The following is a 19,313-nucleotide window of genomic DNA, read 5'->3' as shown; positions in this document are numbered from 1 at the left end:
GGATTTTAATAAAATGACCAAAAAACAGCAATAATCGGTATGTCCCTGTTTTTGGATAAATTCTTGTAATATGAGGCCAATTCCTTGCAATCATTCTGGTTCACCGCAGGTAACTTTGCCTCTATCACAGCAAGTAATATTTATCTTTAGTATCCGATTTATACCATGAAAAAACAACTATTGAACTTCCTTTTAGTAAGTGTAGCGATTAGTACTTCCGCTTTTGCACAATGGCATCCGGTGGGTGATAAGATCAAGACCGCCTGGGCTGAGAAGATCGATCCGCAGCACGTATTACCCGAATACCCTCGCCCGCTGATGGAGCGGAGTGAGTGGGAAAACCTCAACGGACTTTGGAATTATGCCATTCAGAAACGAGGCGAATCCTTGCCGGCAACTTACAACGGGCAGATTCTGGTCCCCTTTGCCGTAGAGTCATCCTTGTCGGGTGTGGGCAAGCGCCTGAATGAGGATCAGGAACTGTGGTATAATCGCAGCTTCAATCTCCCTGCCGCGTGGAAGGGCAAACGTGTCTTGCTGCATTTTGGGGCGGTCGATTGGCAGACCGATGTATGGGTGAACGGAGTGAATGTAGGTAGACATACCGGAGGATTTACTCCATTCTCTTTCGATGTAACGGCAGCTCTTACGAAAGGAGCCAACCAATTACTGGTGCGTGTATGGGACCCGACCGATAAGGGAGTGCAACCTCGGGGTAAGCAAGTTGCCAAGCCGGAAGGTATTTGGTATACCCCCGTATCCGGAATCTGGCAGACTGTCTGGTTGGAACCTGTGCCCGAAACCTATATCACAGCTTTGAAAACTACTCCTGATATCGATCAACGACAGTTGCAAATAGAGGTACAAACCAATGCTGCGACTCAGCTTGGCTATATCCGCGCCGAAGCATCGGTCTACGATGGACAACGACTGGTCTCTTCCGGTGCGTCTGTAAACGGAGAACCCGTACGCATTGCCATGCCTGCTGATATGAAGCTATGGTCGCCCGACTCTCCTTTCTTATATACGGTGAAACTGCGGTTATGCTGCAATGGCAAAGAGGTTGACCGGGTGGATAGCTATGCTGCTATGCGGAAGTACTCGACCAAGCGCGACGAAAAGGGGATTGTCCGTTTGCAATTGAATAATCAGGATCTTTTCCAATATGGCCCGCTGGATCAGGGTTGGTGGCCCGATGGCTTGTACACGGCTCCATGCGATGAAGCCTTGGCTTACGATGTCAAAAAGACCAAAGACTTCGGCTTTAACATGATCCGGAAGCATATCAAGGTGGAACTCGCTCGGTGGTATACGCATTGTGATCGGTTGGGAGTCATTGTTTGGCAGGATATGCCCAGCGGCGATCGCAACCCGGAGTGCAGAACCGCAGCTATTTCAACGGAACCGAGTTTAAGCGTTCTGCTGAGTCCGAAGCGATCTATCGCAAAGAGTGGAAAGAAATTATGGATTGTCTCTACTCCTATCCTTGCATCGGTGTATGGGTGCCCTTTAATGAAGCCTGGGGACAATTCAAAACGCAGGAAATAGCGGAGTGGACTAAGCAATACGATCCTTCCCGGCTGGTCAATCCGGCGAGTGGAGGTAATCATTACGCTTGTGGCGATATGCTCGACCTGCATAACTATCCCGGACCGGAGATGTATCTGTATGATGCGCAACGTGCGACCGTGCTCGGTGAGTATGGAGGAATCGGTTTGGTGCTGAAAGAACATATCTGGGAACCGAATCAGAACTGGGGATACATTCAGTTCAACTCTTCACAGGAGGCTACGGATGAATACCTGAAGTATGCCAAGATGTTGGAAACGATGATTACGCATGGCTTCTCAGCAGCCGTCTACACCCAAACAACCGATGTGGAAGTGGAGGTGAACGGGCTGATGACGTACGACCGCAAGGTGATTAAACTCGATGAGCAGGCTGTGAGGAGTGTGAATACTCGTATTTGCCATTCATTGAGATAGTCACTAACCATAAAACGTCTGACGTGAATCCTTATTTAAGGGGATCTATATATACTAATGTTTAACCAATAGAATTAAGAACATGAAAAACAAGTTATTGTATGTCGGCACCTTTCTGCTGATTGCTGGTCTCTCGGCTAGCTGCACAGAGGAGAAGGATTGGTCCGGCGGGTTAAAGAATTCTGATCTGGTCTTCCAGACTTATCTACCTACAGAGGGTGCCAGAGGAACGGTACTTTCGATCCGCGGTAATAATTTTGGGGAGGATGTGGACCAAGTGCAGGTATGGGTAAACGGAAAAGAGGCCGAGGTACTGTCAGTCGCTCCTACCCGGATAAGCGCCAAAGTTGCCGAAGAGAGTGGCAGCGGTGTAGTTAAAGTCAGGTTGGTGAGCGTGAGTATAGTTATCCTACGCTATTCTCCTATGGATATATCCGTTCCGTATATACAGTGGCCGGTAACGGACAAAACGTGACTACCGACGGAGTTTCGTTACAGTCTTCCGTGCAATGGCCGATCATACTCGCTTATGATAAGACGGACGATGCGCTGTTTATCCTTCAGGATGAGGGCGAACACCGCATCCGGCGAATCAAGAATGGCAAAATAGAGACCTTATGCTCTACGACCTCGCTGATGAATAATGTACGGAGTATTTGCTTCTCACTGACCGGAGATACCTTGTTTATGGGAAGTGATAACGCGAATGATTTGATAAAGAATCCTGTAGCCGTAGGTATGGTAACACGTAAAGGTGGCTTCAAGGATCTTCAGGCGTATATTGCCTCTACCAAATTCCCGAATCCGCACATCAACGGTATCGCTGTCAATCCGAAAGACGGTTCGTTGTTCACGTACCATTGGGGGCGCCATGTCTATCGGTATAATAAAGCAACCGAGACATGTGAGTATGTAATCACCAAGCCGGAGATTGACCAATTGGTGAAGGGACTCTTCCCCGATGCTGCCGGGAACTTGCAGAACATAGGCGGAGACGGTGGATATGGATGCCTTGCTTTTTCTCCCGATGGAAAGACGCTTTACTGGGGAGGACGTGATCCTTATCAAGGTGTGCTGAAAGCTGACTATGACCTGGTTACCAAGAAATGTAGCAACCTGACCCGTTTTGCCGGTAATGGCGTATGGGGCGTTGTCGACGGACAAGGAACGAACGCGCGTATGGACCAACCTGCGCAAATAGCTGTTGACGGCGAAGGCAATTTGTTTGTGACGACTCGCTACGGGCGTACTGTTCGCAAGGTTACGCCTGCCGGAAATGTAAGCACGTATGCAGGTATCGGATGGACTACCGGGTACGTGGATGGATTGGCGCTCTCATCCAAATTTAACGAGCCTTACGGCATAGCGGTCGGTAGTGGGAAGAGCCTCTATGTATCCGATTGCCAGAATTGGCGTATTCGTCAGATCAAAGAAGAGTAATGAATCCGGACTATGTAAAATTAAGAACGAACGTTTATGTTGAAAAAGAAAATAAATTCACTGTTGCTCCTGCCTGCTTGTCTCCTCGTGTTTTGTTGCGGAAGCAGCGATCCCACCGATGAAGACGATAAAGGCGGAGGCGGAACAGTCACTGTCGAGACTAATTATTTGCCGATTGCCGATCCGTACGTTTTGGTTCATGAGGGTAAATATTATGCCTATGGTACGGGAGCAACATCCAACGAAGGCTTTCCCTGCTTCTCTTCTACTGATTTGAAGTACTGGAAACGGGAAGAGCAGGCACTTTCGGCCGCCGATTCGTATGGAACATGGGGTTTCTGGGCACCGGAAGTCTATTACATCGCTTCCCAAAAGAAATTCTATATGTTCTACTCCGTCGAAGAGCATATTTGTGTGGCTACTTCTTCCACTCCTACGGGCCCGTTCCGTCAAGAGGTGAAACAGCCGATCTGGGCGGAGAAGAGTATCGACACTTCCCTCTTTATCGATGACGACGGCACGCCGTATCTCTACTTTGTACGCTTCACCGATGGGAATGTGATTTGGGTAGCTCAGATGAATGCCGATTTGAAGAGCATTAAAACGGAGACCCTGACTCAATGTGTGAAGGCCGAAGAAGCGTGGGAAATCTTACAGGGAAAAGTGGCCGAAGGTCCTTCGGTACTTAAAAAGAACAACACCTATTACCTGATCTACTCTGCCAACCATTATGAGAACAAAGGCTATGGTGTAGGGTATGCCACCGCGACATCGCCCAAAGGGCCTTGGACTAAGTCGAAGACTAATCCGATCCTGCAAGGAGATACTTCTACCGGGTTGGTAGGCACGGGGCACGGAGCACCGTTTCAGTGTCCGGATGGCAGTTGGAAATATATCTTTCATGCTCATTGGAGTGCGAAGGAAATACATCCGCGTACCTCTTACCTCAAAGACTTTGCCATATCCGATCAAGGCGTCGCTTCTATCAGCGGAACCGTTATCAAACCCAAAGTCCTGAAATAGTACCTAAGAAAACGTGAGTAAGTAACTTTCTATTTAAAACTAATACTATAATGAATAAAAATGAGCGAATGATTAAAAGACTTGCGACTTGGGTCGTTGTCTTTTTGATGTGCCTGGTGGAGAGCGGGACTTCTTTTGCACAAAGCACGCAGTTGCAAGTCAAAGGAAATGTAACCGATGCTTCCAGAGAACCGGTTGTAGGAGCTACCGTTAAGATAAAGGGAACTTCGCAAGGTGTCATTACAAATATGGATGGCGAGTACACGATTGATACACGCAGCAACGCCATTCTGGAGTTTAGCTATATCGGTTTTGTTACGCAGGAGATACCGATCAGCGGCAGTAGAATCATCAATGTGGTGCTGCAAGAGGAGGTAAGCAAGCTGAATGAAGTAGTCGTAGTAGGCTACGGCACACAGAAGAAAATCAGTGTTACCGGTTCGGTGTCTAACATATCGACCGGAGAAATAGCTAAGATCGCTACCCCGTCTTTGAGTAACACGCTGGGCGGACAGATTCCGGGTATCGTGACCCGACAGGCAACCGGCGAACCGGGCTATGATCAGGCAAGTGTGTATATCCGTGGCTTCGGCACATGGACAAACCGCAGTCCGTTGATTCTTGTCGACGGTATCGAACGGGATATGAATACGATTAACACGGAAGAGGTGGAGAGCATCTCGGTGTTGAAAGATGCTTCCGCTACTGCGGTTTATGGGGTTCGGGGTGCCAACGGGGTTATTCTGATCACAACGAAACGCGGCCAGTTGGGCAAACCGAAAGTGACTTTGCGTTCGGAATATGCGGTACTTACCGGAATGCGTTATCCGGAATACATCAATGCGGCCGAGTACGCAGGTTTGATGAACGAAGCGCGTGAGAATGCCGGAGTTTCCAATATGGCGTACACGAATGAGGAGATAGATCTCTTTAAGAATGGCAGCAGTCCCTACCTCTATCCCAACGTAAACTGGGTAGACGAGGTACTTAAGAAGAGTACAACACAAAGTATTACGAATCTAAATATAACAGGGGGTACGGAAGTAGTCCGTTACTTCGTGAATGTGGGTTATACTACGCAAAGCGGACTTTATCGTGACAACGGTAACAATGCGTACAGTACAAACAGTCGCATCAACCGTTACAACTATCGGTCGCGTGTGGACGTGAGCCTGACGAAAGACTTGTCGGTCGAACTAGGTGTAGGCGGTATCATACAGAACCGTAACTTCCCGGGAAAGAGCCAGCCTGATATCTTTAACGCGATACGTATCACCCCTCCTTTGTCGTTCCCGGTTCAAAACCCTGACGGCAGTCCGGGGGCCTCGCCTACTTTCTTGGGGAATAACCCTTGGGGAATGACTACGCAAAGTGGCTATGAAACACAGAACTGGAATACCCTGCAAGGCACCTTCTCTGCACGTTGGGATCTCTCTTCTTTGCTCACCAAAGGGTTGGCGGTTAGCGGACGTTTTGCTTACGACCACTACTATGCCAACAATAAGCAGTACTATAAAGACTTTGAGGTAAAGCAATACATGGGTGAGGATGCTGACGGAAAGGCTATCTACAACATTTTGCGTAATGAGAATATAAAGAACGTATCGCTGTGGGAAGCGGCTAACCGGGCGGTCTACTATGAAGTGGCGGCCAACTACGACCGTACATTCGATGCGCATAGCGTAGCGGCGATGTTTCTGTTTAATCGTCGTGATTATGTGGACTTGCGTAATACCGATCGTACGGGATCGGTTCCTTATCGCCGCCAAGGTATCGCCGGAAGGTTGAGCTACAATTTCTTGCAGCGTTATTTTGCCGAGTTTAACTTTGGATACAACGGTTCGGAGCAGTTCCCGAAAGGCAAGCGTTATGGCTTCTTCCCCTCGGTATCAATGGGCTATGTGTTGACGAACGAGAACTTCTGGAATTCGGATTGGTGGGTTAGCAATTTGAAATTGCGCGGAAGTTACGGTAAGGTGGGAAATGATATTTCCTCCAGCACGCGCTTCCTCTATCTCACCACCATGAATATGAACGCTTCGGGCGGATATATGGGTAAAGAAGGCAATAACTATCTGGCAGGTATTATGGAAGGACAAACCGGTAACCAGAACGTGACGTGGGAAACAGCCAAGAAACTGAATATCGGCTTTGACCTGGGACTGTTCAATGACGTGGTCTCTTTGCAGGTGGATCTGTTTAAAGAAAAGCGTGATGGTATTCTGATCTCCCGCAAAACGGTACCTGTACTGGCCGGATTCTCCGGTAGCAGTATTCCGGTAGGTAACTTGGGTAAGGCAGAGAATAAGGGTATCGAAGCAGCACTTGAAGTCAAAAAACGGGTTCATAGCGACCTGTTCTACTCGCTACGTGGTAACTTCTCTTTTGCTCGCAATAAGATAATCGAGAACGACGAACCGATACCGAAGTACGAATATCAGGATGCTCGCGGCCGTCGCATCGACCAAACATTCGGGCTGGTTGCCTTGGGTTTCTTCAAAGATCAGGATGACATAAAGAATAGTCCCAAACAGACCTTTCAAAGCGTCGTACGCCCCGGTGACATCAAGTACCAGGATGTTAACAACGATGGCGTGATCGATGAGTATGATAAAGTGGCTATTGGCAATCCGCGTACGCCGGAAATCATGTTCGGATTCGGTGGAACGGTGGCTTACAAGAAATTTGATGTCAGCCTTTTCTTTACCGGTGCAGCCAAAACCAGCTTCTTCTTGCAGGGAGCAACGGCTTATCCGTTCCAGAGTGGTGAAGGAACATGGAATGTGTTGAGGGAGGTGTACGATCATCGGTGGACATCGGCAACGGCTGCTACGGCAGAATACCCGATTGTGATCAATGCCAACAGCCCCAACAACTACCAAACTTCGACGATGTACATGCGCAATGGAGCGTATATGCGTCTCAAGAGCGCGGAGATTGGGTATACGTTTAAAGGAAGACTTATCGATAAGATGTTTATGGACAACATCCGCCTCTTCTGCAACGGACAGAACCTGCTGACGCTGGATTACATTAAGATTGTAGACCCCGAATCGAATAACGGTGTGGGTAGCTATCCGATGCAGCGGAGTATTAACTTTGGTTTCCAGATTAACTTTAAATAGTAATGAATATGAAAAAGCCTAGAATGACTATAAAAGTAATGGCACTATGCCTGTTGGCGTGGGCGTCTGTTGCTACTTCATGCAATGATTATCTGGACAAGACTCCGGATGACGCTACTTCCATTACGTTGGAAGAGGTATTCGCCAATGAGCTGTATACGGAGCGCTTCCTACTGCGTGCCTATGACTATCTCCCTTGCGAAACGAACTACAATGACAACGATTATTGGGCGCTTGGTGCTTGGAGCGGTGCGTCCGACGAGATGAATATTACCTGGACGTACCCGATGGCGAAGGAGATGAATCGGGGAAGTTGGAATCCAAAAATGTTGGAAGGCAGTTCCAGTCAGGGTAAGTCTTATGCCATGTGGTGGCGTTATTATGAAGGGATACGTCAGTGCAATGTGTTTTTGGAGAATATAGCTTCATGTCCGGCTCCGCAAGCGACGAAAGACGTGTGGATCTGTGAGGCTCGTTTTATGAGAGCCATGTTGCACTTCTTTCTCTTGCGTAGCCACGGCCCGGTTCCCATCATGGATCGTGCCTTGAAAATGGATGATAACATGACTAATTTCCCCCGAAATACATTCGATCAATGCGTTGATTTCATTGTTGGGGATTGTCAGGCTGGTATTGACGGTGCTTTGCCAATGATCTATACCAACGCCAGTGGTACAGTAGCGGAATCTTTGTACGGCCGTGCTACCAAGGCGGCTGCTTATGCCTTGAAGGCGCGTGTACTGCTCTATGCCGCAAGTCCGCTATTCAACGGGAATCCGGATTATGCACAGTACGCCAATGCGGATGGTACGTTGCTCTTCGGTGCGAAGGATGATACGAAGTGGGAGAAGGCTGCCACTGCTGCCAAGGAAGCTATTGATAAGGTAGAGGGTTCGTCTTACTACGGATTGTATTATTCCGATGAGCCGACTAATGGCTATAAGAACTATTTGGAGCTGTTCTTACCGTCTAAGAAGTGGAATAAGGAGTATATCTTCGCACGTAACCAGGGTACGGGGTATAGCGATAATATCCATCAGGAAAAATGTATGACTGCCAATGGAATGGGTGGTTGGAGTGGTCTTTGTCCGACTCAGGAACTGGTGGATGCTTACGAAATGGCGGACGGAACAACGCCGATTACCGGATACAATGCGGATGGAACACCTATTATCAATGCATCTAGCGGCTATTCGGAAACCGGTTTTGCTACGGCAGCAGGCAGTCATTACCCGACCGGAGTATATAATATGTATGTAGGCCGCGAACCACGTTTCTATGTCTCGATCAACTTTAACGGGCAACAATGGCGCGGACGTCAGCTGGAGTTCTATCAGGGTGGTAAGGACGGTATCAACGTATCGAAAGTCGATTACTGCTGCACGGGATACTTGTTGCGTAAAACCTCCGATGAGGGTGTAGATGTAGTGAACGGTAAAGGTGGCACGAAAGAGGCTTCGATCATCTTCCGGGTAGGTAGTCTTTACCTCGACTATGCCGAAGCGTTGAATGAGGCTAAGGGTCCTGTGGCCGATGTTTATAAATATGTCGATGCGATTCGGAACCGTTCAGGTTTGCCGGGGTTGACCAAGGGACTGGATAAAGATCAGATGCGTGAGCGTATTCGTCACGAGCGTCGGGTTGAACTGGCTTTTGAATCGGGACATCGCTACTTCGACTGTCACCGTTGGAAGATTGCCGAGAAAACAGATAACGGCTACGTGCATGGCATGAACATCACGGCAACTAACAAGGTTGATTACAGCAAACGGGCTACCGTGGGCGACTCCCGGGTATTCGAAAAGAAACACTATCTGTTCCCGATCCCACAGAACGAAATCGATAAACGGATCGGACTGGTACAATCTCCTTTCTGGGAATGAGAAGCATACATATAGGTAGAAGGGGAAGGTAAATGATTGTGAGGTAATGATGAACGAGTACTCCTTTCTTTGGAAACTTGTTTTCCGGAGAAAGGAGTCTCTTTTTAATAAGGTTGAACAATGAAAATTAGAAGATTATCTTTAGCTGCATGGCTGGTCTGTCTGGGTATCTCTACGCTCTGGGCTTGCAGTAATGACGGCGTAGAGGAGGGTGTAGAAACGGGTTATCAGCCTTCGAAAGGCAAACCGGTGGATGGTATTCGGATTGGTTGGGATTACGGATCGATCCGGCAACTGACCGAACGGGGAGGTTATCCCCGTTCCATTCGTTTGCAAGACCAATCGGTGGTTGCGGTCTACGAGAACCATGTTACGGGTTTTGAGATGCGACGCAGTACGGACGACGGAGCTACGTGGGGCGAACCGACTCTCCTTTTCAGTATACATGAGCTCACGAACGGGCAGGGAACGACACGGGTGAATATCGCCAATTCGGAAATTATACAATTGGCTAATGGCGATTTGTTGGTGGGGTGCAATTATCGGCCTCAAACAGCCGAGATAACGCCTTTCTCCATTGCTATACGGCGTAGTACGGATCAAGGAGTCACGTGGAGTGCTCCACAGATTATCTATGAAGCACAACCGCGGTTTGCGGATGGCTGCTGGGAACCCTCGTTCCTGCAACTGCCCAATGGCGACGTGCAGGTTTATTTCGCCAACGAAGGACCCTATACACATTCGAATGAGCAGGAAATATCGATGTTAACTTCGAAAGATAACGGACAGACGTGGGGTGATTTTAAAACGGTCTGTTTCCGTGCCGGTAGTCGGGACGCATGCCGGTGAGCAAATTGGTTGGCGATGAGATTGTTTGCGTGATCGAAGATTGTGGCTTTGTTACTTTCAAACCCTATACCGTGCGTACCAAATTGGTCGATAATTGGAAGACTCCGGTTTTGGCCGATTCTCCTCAGCGTGGTAAAGCTCTAGGCGAACCGGTTGAAGATTGGGTTTATATGGGTGCTCCCTATTTGGCTGTACTCCCTACCGGTGAGACGCTGCTCTCTTATCAGGTTGATGATAAGATCCATGCCGACCAATTGGGCGATCGGTTGCCTTATTGCACCATGGAGGTTGCCATCGGCGATAAGGAGGCACGTGACTTTACCCGGCGTACCCGCCCGTTCCCCATTCCCGACGGGAAGCATGCGCTTTGGCCTTCTGTAGCCGTATGGGATGCTAATACCGTGGTTGCTTTGGCTGCTAGCAACTACCGGGATGGAGCCGATTCGCCTTGCTTTATCAAGGGACATGTGATGCGTGACTTGGAGGTCGGCCCTGTTGAGGCTGCCCAAGCGTCTCTTTTTATCGGACATACGGGACAGGCTAATCTGCGTGCCAAAGTTCGAAAAGATGCTGGCAATCTTTATGTAACCTGTCAGATTCAGGACACAGAACTCTATTCGGGAGGACAAGGGAGTGCCAAAGGTAGCGGCGTATATCTTTGTCTGGATACGAAGAACAGCTGTTTGACCGAACCTGCCGAAGGGGCTTATAAACTATGGTGTTCGTATCAGGGTGATGCTATGGTATGGGAAGGTAAAGAGGGAAAATGGATCAATGCCCAGCTGGACGGCCTGAAAGTATCTCATTCATTAACAGCCGGAGGTTATAGCCTTACATTCACGATTCCGCTGAAGAGTTCGTTTAATAAAGAGGAGATGCGTATCGGTGCGGCTCTATCTACCAAATACTATGTGGAGGAATTGGTGCATAGCAATTTGAATAAGCTATACTTGGGTAAAGATGAGTCTCAAAGGGAAGTAAAACTCGAATGAGTCCTGCGGGGCGGCTTGAGCTAAGTGGTGCCGCAGGTGTATAAGTCAGCCTAAAACACTCCGTATATAGGTGCTTGCTAGTCGCCTTATCAAGAGTTAATTCTTGATCTTTGGGGTGTTAATAGCTTAGTTGGCAGGTATTAATATCTGCTAACTCAACTGTTATTACCTGAGAAGGAGGGTGTTTATATAGAAATACCGGGCTATTAATCGATGAAGATTCGCTGCATGCTTGTTTCAACGTTCTTAATAAACTTACGACACGTTCTTAATAAACGTTCATGTTCTTTATTAAGAACGTTGAGTGAGTTTATGCATGGAGGAATTTTGTCCTTGGTATGAAGCCCAATGCTTCAATCCCGGTGTAGAAATTCGGATGGATAAAAGGGTTTGGCAATCTAAATAGAGCAGGCTCGTTTTACCCCGCCCAATTCTCTCTATCGAGATTACGGTAGCTGATCGCTTCCGCCAAATGATTGGGAAGTATCTGCTCGCTTCCTTCCAGATCGGCAATGGTGCGGGAGACTTTCAGAATACGGTCGTAGGCACGGGCGGATAGGTTGAGACGATTCATGGCGTTCTTTAGTAGTGATAGGCCTTGCTCGTCCGGTTGTGCGTATGCAGCTAGTAATTTACTTGTCATTTGCGCATTGCAGTAAATACCGGGATTGGCTTCATAACGCTTTTCCTGTATCCGGCGAGCTTGAATAACCCGTTCGCGAATAGAGGCGCTAGACTCTCCCAATCGCTGGTCGGATATTTTATCGAAGGGCACGGGAACGATCTCGATCTGTATGTCGATGCGGTCGAGCAACGGGCCGGAAATTTTATTCAGGTACTTCTGTACTTGACCGGGATTGCACACACAGGCTTTGGTAGGGTGGTTGTAGTAACCGCAGGGACAGGGATTCATCGAAGCCACCAACATGAAGCTAGCGGGGTATTCAATACTGCTTCTTACTCGGGAAATGCTGATGCGACGATCCTCCAGAGGTTGTCGGAGTACTTCCAATACGCTCCGGGTAAATTCAGGAAGTTCGTCTAAGAAAAGCACGCCGTTGTGCGCCAGACTTATCTCGCCGGGTTGGGGGAAACTTCCTCCTCCCACCATAGCAACTTGTGAAATGGTGTGGTGCGGATCGCGAAAGGGGCGTTGTGAGATAAGCGAAGAGTTACGACTTAACTTCCCGGCTACGGAATGAATCTTGGTTGTTTCCAAACTCTCACCCAACGAAAGAGGCGGCAGTATGGAGGGGAGTCTCTTTGCCATCATCGATTTACCACTGCCAGGAGCACCTACCATGATGAGGTTGTGTCCACCGGCTGCGGCAACTTCCAAGGCTCTCTTCACATTCTCTTGCCCTTTCACATCGGCAAAGTCCATATCGAAGTGTGATTGCTGGGCGTAAAACTCTTCTCGTGTATTTACGAATGTCGGTTCCAGTTCACGTTCGTTGTTGAAAAACTCGATGACCTCTTTGATGCTGCTCACTCCATACACTTGCAGTTGGTCGACAACAGCCGCTTCCCGTGCATTTTGTAGGGGTACAATTAATCCTCAAAACCGGCTTCACGGGCTTTGATCGCAATGGAAAGTGCGCCTTTGATGGGTTGTATGCTGCCATCCAGACTTAGTTCGCCCATAACGAGGTAGCGGGAGAACTTCTCCGAAGAGATGGTTTCGCTGGCACCCAATAACCCGATGGCTAGCGGCAGATCGTATGCCGAACCTTCCTTGCGGATATCCGCCGGTGCCATGTTGACAACGAGGTTAGTAGTCGGCATTTTATAGCCGTTGACTTGCAGGGCGGAGATTATCCGCTGGTGACTTTCTTTTACCGCCGAGTCCGGAAGACCGACGAGTAGAACATACAGCCGCGTGAGCTGTTTACTTCGATTGTTATGAGTGTTGCATCAATTCCTTGAACAGCTGCTCCAAATACTTTGATTAACACGTTGGTTTTTGGTTATTTTTTCTTGTCGTTCTTATCTTTCTCTGCTGCTTCGGCCACGACTTCTTCTATTTTCTTTTTTAACTCCGCGCCTTGCAGGTTTTTAGCCAGTATCTTACCATCAGGAGCAAGGAGAATGTTCGCGGGTAGTTGTTCGCCGCTATACGGTTTGGTTGCCTCCGAGTTGAGTCCGCCGAAATCGCAAACTTGTTCCCAATTCAAGGTGTCTTTCTTAATGGCATCTTTCCATTGCTGCTTGTTGATGTCGAAAGATACGCCAAGCATGGCAAAGTATTTGCTCTTTTTGTAGGAGTCGTATATCTTACGTAGTTCTCTGTTGGTCTGTTTATTGGCAATGCTATCTCCCCAGGAAGCCCAGAAGTTGATCAACAGATTCTTCTTTTTGAAGACTTCGGAGGAACGGCTGATCTTCTCGCCTTTAGCATTCGGCAGATTGAAAAATGGCGCGTATTTGCCTACGTCTGTTTTTTCGGCTTGAGCAATCTGCTCGTTCAGCTTCTCAATGTAGGTTTTGTCTTGCAGCACACCCGTCATAACATCGATTAAGGACTTAATCTTCTCGAAGTTCGGCTCGTCTTTTTGCACGAAGTATTTGTCTAGCAGGTAGAGGCTGACAAATGAGGAGTGATGTTCTTTGATAAATGCTTCGGCCTTCTCTTCAATTGCTTTCGAAGATGATAAACCCGCTTGCTCCAACTCATACTGAAAAGCGGTGAACTCCTCATTATATATATTACCTTCTACATGAAGGCGATTTAGGTTACTGGTATCTCCTTCAATCTTAATATGGTTGCCTTTATCCAGAAAGATTGGATATTCTGTTCGGTCATTAAATAATAACGCTACATACGTGGCTGTATCGATGTCCGTTTGAAATGAGAATTTATCGTCCTCGACATAAACGGTATCAATGCGATCGTACAACTCGTCTAACCCGTATAAGAGAAGGGTGTCGGTACCTAATCCCTTGATTTCTCCACTGATCGTTATCTGCTTCGATGCGTTTTTGCAGCCGAATAATGCGGTAATTATGATTAGAAAGAGACCTATATGCTTCATCTTTTGTATTCTTTTCTGCGAAAGTACGGTTTTTGAAGATAAAAAAAAAGAATTGCCCGTCATTTGTGTGACGGGCAATTCGTTATATTTTAAATAAGGGTTGTTTTCGCTTATTTAATGATGCTCATAAAGTCTGAACTAGTGAAGAATTTTGCGAATTCCAAATCAGTTACAGCTTTCTTAGCCAAAGATGGTTCTTTAGCAACAGCGCTCTTCAAGCTGCTTGTTACCATAGAAGAATTGTTAGTTCTTGCACCTAGTACAGCCATCAAATAGTCTGTGTATGCATCTGGTTTTTCTACGCTAGCCAATGTGTTTTTAGCTTTGTTGTAGTCTTTTGCCAGAATCTGAGCCAGAGCAGCACTGTTAGTTTTGGTATCACCAAATGAGTTAACAGCTCTTTCGTACTGACCTTGAGCTACGTATAGGTTACCCATTGATTCGCCCAATTCTTTCGTACCTGCTGCTTTACCGAAGTAAGCTTCTGCTGCAGATTTGTTGCCTTTCACCAAAGAAACCAAACCTAAGTTCATGTTTACTTCAGGAGCAGCGTTGATGCTAGCAGCTTTCTTCAAGTAAGATTCAGCTTTGTCAACGTTACCAGCTTGGTAAGCAAGCTTACCTAAGTTGTTGTATGCACGGTAATCGTTAGGGAACTGTTTGGTTGCTTGTGTATAGATAGCTTCTTGTGTAGCAGCATTCTTAGTCAGTGTAGCAGCGTAAAGCAGCTCTTCGATATTCAACTGAGAAGGATCAGAAGAAGCAAGCTTCGTAATTTCTTCGTCAGACTTACCAATGATTTCATAGTTCAAAGTCAAACGTGAACGACGCAACTGAGGCAGAATTTCGTCAGCTAAGTTTTTGTATACAGAAGAAATGTTTTTGATTTCTTGCTCTCTCTGAGCAGGATCTTGGTACATAGAAAGAACGCGAAGGATCAACTCTTTGTCCTGGATGCTGGATTTAGATACCAACTCCTGGAAACCTTGCCAGTCTTGTGCAGTATATTTTGCATCAATCGGAGCGTCAATCTTAGCTTTCTTCAAGTCTTTGCTCAACAGCTTAGTTGTGTTACCTTCACGATTTTCAGCTAAAGTAGTATTCAAGCTTACACCACCGTCTGGAGATGCGTATGCAGATACTTCGATGTTGCTGATCTTTTTGTTGGCAGCGTCGTTAATGTTAGCAACTTCTTTGTTGAAGTTTTGAGCTGTCTTCAATTCGCTGGAACGAATGTTAGCTTGTTGGATCAAGAACATGATGTTAGCGTCATGTTTTTCTTTGATGATACGTTGGAAAGCATCTTCACCTAAAGCAGGGTTAGCGCTTCCTAATGTATTGTTCAGTAATTCTGAAGTAGAGATTACACCATCAGCTACTTTCACCGCAGGAATAGTAACTGTCTTGTTGCCGATTGTAGCTTTGAATTCTAGATACAATTCAGATTTAGCCATTTCGGGAACATAGTCAAAAGATGTTTTCATCGTGTAGCTACCGCCTACCTTGTAAGAGATAGTTTGGTCGTTACCTTCTACTTTTTCACCTTGGAATGTGGCAGTCTGTCCTTTAGCTTCACCACCGTTCCATCTCAAAACCGGAGTTACTTCTACTACTGCTTTCTTGTTGAAATACTTTTCAGGAAATTTGCCGTTAATGGTTGCAGGAACTTTACCACCTACAGCTTCCAACACTTGTGGAGTCACAGTGAAGTAATCAGATGATAATTCACCCATTTTTTTGCTACATGAAGAGAATAATGCAACAAACATTGCCATGAGTAAAGGCAAGTACAACTTCTTAGTCATTTTAGGTATAAATTAAATGTTTGTAATTGAAATATCGCCTATTCACAAACTTTGGCTGCTAAACCGCAGAAAGAGTAACGCAAAGATATTAAATCTTAAAATATATATGTAAATTAAGGGCTGATTTTATCATAATTTAATGAAAATCATTCCCTTTCTCAGCCCTATACTTGATATTTCGAGGGTGGTGCTCTATTATTTCACTGCGGAGCATGTTCCGATCGATGTGTGTGTAGATCTCTGTGGTCGTAATTGACTCATGTCCCAGCATACTCTGAATGGCTCTTAAATTGGCTCCTCCTTCGAGTAAATGAGTGGCAAAAGAGTGCCGGAAGGTATGTGGGCTTATGTTTTTGGTAATTTGGGCTGTCACGGCCAACTCTTTGATGAGATGGAAAATCATGATGCGCGATAAAGGCTTTCCCCGGCGTTGACTGATAAATACAAAATCTTCATAATTTTTTTTAATTTCGATTTGATTCCGATCCATGAAATAAAGCTGTATTTCTCTGATGGCTCGTGGAGAAATTGGTACCAGTCGTTGCTTGTTTCCTTTGCCGTCGACTTTGATAAATCCTTCTTCAAAGTATAGATCGGACAACTTCAGATTGGTCAGTTCAGACACTCGGAGGCCGCAGCTATAAAGTGTTTCCAAAATGGCTCGGTTGCGTTGCCCTTCCACTTTGCTTAAGTCAACGCAGGAGATAATATTGTCTATTTCTTCAATGGTCAGTACTTCGGGTAGTTTGAAGCCGATACGGGGACTGTCGAGGAGTTCGCTAGGATCGGCCTTTATAAAATCTTCTAAAATAAGGAAGCGGAAGAATGATTTGATTCCGGAGAGGATGCGGGCTTGCGAACGGGGATGGATACCGATGTCGTGTAGCCCGGCGCTGAAACTCTGGAGATCTGCCAGGCAGACTTCCAGTACGTCAACACCTTCCAGTGTGAGGAAGCTCAAAAGCTTGTCAAGATCAGTAAGATAAGCGTCTAAAGTATGTGAAGATAGTGACTTTTCCAGCTTCAAGTATTGTTGATACTTTTTGATTATCTGTTCTTGTGCATCCTTCTTCTGTTTTTTTTCGTTGATTTCCATTCTTTTTTCTACCTTTGCATCTTGAAATATTGTTCTTTGGATGCAAAGGTATCATAAAAATAAAGATTGCGCGATGAGGATACAGATTATTAATGGTCCCAACATTAATCTATTGGGTAAGCGTGAACCTTCTATATATGGAAGTGTTACATTTGAAGATTATTTGAGTGAGCTTCGGGAAAGGTATACGGATGTTACCATCGATTACTTCCAGTCGAATGTGGAAGGGGAAATGATAGACTGTATTCAGCAGACCGGATTCGAAGTAGACGGTATCATATTGAATGCCGGAGCTTATACACATACTTCTATCGCATTGCAAGATGCCATTCGGTCGGTGACTTCACCGGTGATAGAGGTTCATATATCCAATGTGCATACGCGCGAGTCGTTCCGCCATGTTTCTATGATTGCTTGTGCGTGTAAGGGAGTTATCTGTGGCTTTGGATTAAACTCTTACCGATTGGCAGTGGAAGCTTTGTTGGATTCCTCATCGATTAAATAGCTTTGTAGCACTTTAGTTCTCTGACTTGACGCATTAGAAGATAGAGATTTTCCGGGTTTATCCTGCTTGTGAATTTAGAATAAGATAATACATAAATATATTAGAAAGACTATGTTACTGAAACAGACTAAAATTGTCGCTTCCATCTCTGATAGACGTTGCGATGTAGACTTTATACAAAATTTGTTCGATGCCGGTATGAATGTGGTTCGTATGAACACGGCACATGCTAGTCGTGACGGTTTTGAAGCTTTGATTGCCAATGTGCGGACTGTGTCCAATCGCATTGGCATTTTGATGGATACCAAGGGACCTGAGGTTCGGACTACTGCCAGTGCTGAACCAATTCTGTATTTGATCGGTGATAAAGTGAAAATAGTAGGCAATCCGGATTTGGAAACAACACGTGAGTGCATCGCTGTTTCTTATCCTGAATTTGTGCATGACCTTGCAATTGGAGGTACCGTACTTATTGATGACGGAGAGTTGGAACTGGAAGTTGTCGACAAAAACAGCAGCGAATTGATTTGTGAGGTTAAGAATGAGGCAACACTTGGTAGCCGTAAGAGCGTTAATGTACCCGGAGTTCGTATAAACTTGCCTTCGCTGACTGAAAAAGACAAGAACAATATTCTTTATGCAATTGAAAAAGATATTGATTTTATCGCTCACTCTTTTGTACGTAACAGACAAGATGTGCTTGATATTCGGGCTATTTTGGATGCTCATGACAGCGACATTAAAATTATCGCTAAGATTGAGAATCAAGAGGGTGTAGACAATATCGACGAAATATTGGAAGTAGCCGACGGCGTAATGGTCGCTCGTGGAGATTTGGGAATTGAAGTTCCGCAAGAACGTATTCCGGGCATCCAACGTGTGCTTATCCGCAAATGTATTTTGGCTAAAAAGCCGGTTATCGTGGCTACGCAAATGTTGCATACAATGATCAATAATCCACGTCCGACCCGTGCGGAAGTGACTGATATTGCCAATGCAATCTATTATCGCACAGATGCGTTGATGTTGAGCGGTGAAACAGCTTATGGAAAATATCCGCTAGAGGCTGTGAAGACAATGGCTAAGATTGCTGCCCAGGCAGAACAAGATAAATTGGAAGAGAATGATATTCGCATTCCGTTGGACGATAGCAATGATGTTACCGCATTTTTGGCTAAACAAGCTGTTAAGGCAACTGCCAAATTGAAGATACGTGCAATTATTACCGATAGCTATAGCGGACGCACCGCTCGTAACCTAGCTGCTTTCCGTGGAAAGTATCCGGTGTTGGCTATCTGTTACAAAGAAAAAACAATGCGTCATTTAGCGTTGTCTTATGGTGTAGAGGCTATCTATATGCCTGAACTGGCCAATGGACAAGATTATTATTTCGCTGCACTGCGTCGTCTGCTGAAAGAAGGACGTTTGCAACCGAGCGATATGGTAGGTTATTTGAGCAGTGGTAAGGCAGGAACACAGACTTCTTTCCTCGAGATTAACGATGTAGAAGATGCGTTGAAGTATTCGGAAGAAACTGTTTTACCTAATAAAAACCGTTATCTGTAAACACTGGCTGTA

Annotated in this window: 12 protein-coding genes and 2 pseudogenes; 10 read left to right on the top strand and 4 right to left on the bottom strand. The window is 46.2% G+C overall.

The genetic code is table 11. The features are described 5' to 3' along the window. The first annotated feature begins 165 nt into the window (after nt 1-165). The 8 genes and pseudogenes from JCM10512_RS08555 (at nt 166) to JCM10512_RS23645 (ending at nt 11,297) form a co-directional block, all read left to right on the top strand. Nucleotides 166-1,985: pseudogene (locus JCM10512_RS08555) on the top strand (glycoside hydrolase family 2 protein). Nucleotides 1,986-2,067: 82 nt separating this feature from the next. After that, nucleotides 2,068-2,460 (top strand): IPT/TIG domain-containing protein, encoded by a 393-nt coding sequence (locus tag JCM10512_RS23655; RefSeq protein WP_244437041.1) that lies wholly within the window; start codon nt 2,068-2,070, stop codon nt 2,458-2,460. After that, entirely contained in the window at nt 2,436-3,425 is a 990-nt protein-coding gene (locus JCM10512_RS08550) for an NHL repeat-containing protein (protein ID WP_244437039.1), read from the top strand. Before JCM10512_RS23655 ends, JCM10512_RS08550 begins: the two co-directional genes overlap by 25 nt. 36 nt (nt 3,426-3,461) lie before the next feature. Further along, nucleotides 3,462-4,448, top strand: coding sequence for a glycoside hydrolase family 43 protein (locus JCM10512_RS08545; RefSeq protein ID WP_044162220.1), 987 nt, complete (start codon nt 3,462-3,464; stop codon nt 4,446-4,448). A gap of 68 nt (nt 4,449-4,516) precedes the next feature. Next, complete coding sequence (locus JCM10512_RS08540; protein WP_148298327.1) at nt 4,517-7,573, top strand: SusC/RagA family TonB-linked outer membrane protein; 3,057 nt, start codon at nt 4,517-4,519, stop codon at nt 7,571-7,573. Nucleotides 7,574-7,581: 8 nt separating this feature from the next. Further along, nucleotides 7,582-9,456, top strand: coding sequence for a RagB/SusD family nutrient uptake outer membrane protein (locus JCM10512_RS08535; protein ID WP_044162250.1), 1,875 nt, complete (start codon nt 7,582-7,584; stop codon nt 9,454-9,456). 120 nt (nt 9,457-9,576) lie between these two features. Continuing rightward, a complete protein-coding gene (locus JCM10512_RS23650; protein WP_244437037.1) occupies nt 9,577-10,305 on the top strand; it encodes a sialidase family protein in 729 nt (242 codons plus the stop codon). Continuing rightward, entirely contained in the window at nt 10,296-11,297 is a 1,002-nt protein-coding gene (locus JCM10512_RS23645; RefSeq protein WP_244437035.1) for a DOMON domain-containing protein, read from the top strand. Before JCM10512_RS23650 ends, JCM10512_RS23645 begins: the two co-directional genes overlap by 10 nt. 418 nt (nt 11,298-11,715) lie before the next feature. Here the strand turns inward: JCM10512_RS23645 and JCM10512_RS08525 are convergent. The 4 genes and pseudogenes from JCM10512_RS08525 to xerD form a co-directional block, all read right to left on the bottom strand. Then, nucleotides 11,716-13,252, bottom strand: a pseudogene (locus JCM10512_RS08525) (YifB family Mg chelatase-like AAA ATPase). A 12-nt stretch (nt 13,253-13,264) separates the two neighbouring features. Beyond that, entirely contained in the window at nt 13,265-14,329 is a 1,065-nt protein-coding gene (locus JCM10512_RS08520) for a TlpA disulfide reductase family protein (RefSeq protein ID WP_044162208.1), read from the bottom strand. Between the two features lie 110 nt (nt 14,330-14,439). After that, a complete protein-coding gene (locus tag JCM10512_RS08515; protein ID WP_044162206.1) occupies nt 14,440-16,134 on the bottom strand; it encodes a tetratricopeptide repeat protein in 1,695 nt (564 codons plus the stop codon). 136 nt (nt 16,135-16,270) lie between these two features. Continuing rightward, nucleotides 16,271-17,230 (bottom strand): site-specific tyrosine recombinase XerD, encoded by a 960-nt coding sequence (gene xerD / locus JCM10512_RS08510; RefSeq protein ID WP_044162194.1) that lies wholly within the window; start codon nt 17,228-17,230, stop codon nt 16,271-16,273. Nucleotides 17,231-17,303: 73 nt separating this feature from the next. Here xerD and aroQ point away from each other — a divergent pair, with 73 nt between their 5' ends. Both aroQ and pyk read left to right on the top strand, forming a co-directional pair. Next, nucleotides 17,304-17,735 (top strand): type II 3-dehydroquinate dehydratase, encoded by a 432-nt coding sequence (gene aroQ / locus JCM10512_RS08505; protein ID WP_044162193.1) that lies wholly within the window; start codon nt 17,304-17,306, stop codon nt 17,733-17,735. A gap of 111 nt (nt 17,736-17,846) precedes the next feature. Further along, nucleotides 17,847-19,301 (top strand): pyruvate kinase, encoded by a 1,455-nt coding sequence (pyk, locus tag JCM10512_RS08500; protein WP_044162191.1) that lies wholly within the window; start codon nt 17,847-17,849, stop codon nt 19,299-19,301. Nucleotides 19,302-19,313: the final 12 nt, after the last annotated feature.

This window comes from Bacteroides reticulotermitis JCM 10512 (assembly GCF_000517545.1).
Classification (GTDB): Bacteria; Bacteroidota; Bacteroidia; order Bacteroidales; family Bacteroidaceae; genus Bacteroides; species Bacteroides reticulotermitis.
The sequence above is the reverse complement of the archived record's forward strand: the minus strand, read 5'-3'. Positions and strand labels throughout refer to the sequence as shown.

What these genes read in the sequence shown, in the direction of transcription:
- JCM10512_RS23655 (WP_244437041.1), top strand. Translation starts at nt 2,068, where the DNA reads ATGAAAAACAAGTTATTGTATGTCGGCACCTTTCTGCTGATTGCTGGT.
- JCM10512_RS08545 (WP_044162220.1), top strand. Translation starts at nt 3,462, where the DNA reads ATGTTGAAAAAGAAAATAAATTCACTGTTGCTCCTGCCTGCTTGTCTC.
- JCM10512_RS08540 (WP_148298327.1), top strand. Translation starts at nt 4,517, where the DNA reads ATGATTAAAAGACTTGCGACTTGGGTCGTTGTCTTTTTGATGTGCCTG.
- JCM10512_RS08535 (WP_044162250.1), top strand. Translation starts at nt 7,582, where the DNA reads ATGAAAAAGCCTAGAATGACTATAAAAGTAATGGCACTATGCCTGTTG.
- JCM10512_RS23650 (WP_244437037.1), top strand. Translation starts at nt 9,577, where the DNA reads ATGAAAATTAGAAGATTATCTTTAGCTGCATGGCTGGTCTGTCTGGGT.
- JCM10512_RS23645 (WP_244437035.1), top strand. Translation starts at nt 10,296, where the DNA reads ATGCCGGTGAGCAAATTGGTTGGCGATGAGATTGTTTGCGTGATCGAA.
- JCM10512_RS08520 (WP_044162208.1), bottom strand. Translation starts at nt 14,329, where the DNA reads ATGAAGCATATAGGTCTCTTTCTAATCATAATTACCGCATTATTCGGC.
- JCM10512_RS08515 (WP_044162206.1), bottom strand. Translation starts at nt 16,134, where the DNA reads ATGACTAAGAAGTTGTACTTGCCTTTACTCATGGCAATGTTTGTTGCA.
- xerD (WP_044162194.1), bottom strand. Translation starts at nt 17,230, where the DNA reads ATGGAAATCAACGAAAAAAAACAGAAGAAGGATGCACAAGAACAGATA.
- aroQ (WP_044162193.1), top strand. Translation starts at nt 17,304, where the DNA reads ATGAGGATACAGATTATTAATGGTCCCAACATTAATCTATTGGGTAAG.
- pyk (WP_044162191.1), top strand. Translation starts at nt 17,847, where the DNA reads ATGTTACTGAAACAGACTAAAATTGTCGCTTCCATCTCTGATAGACGT.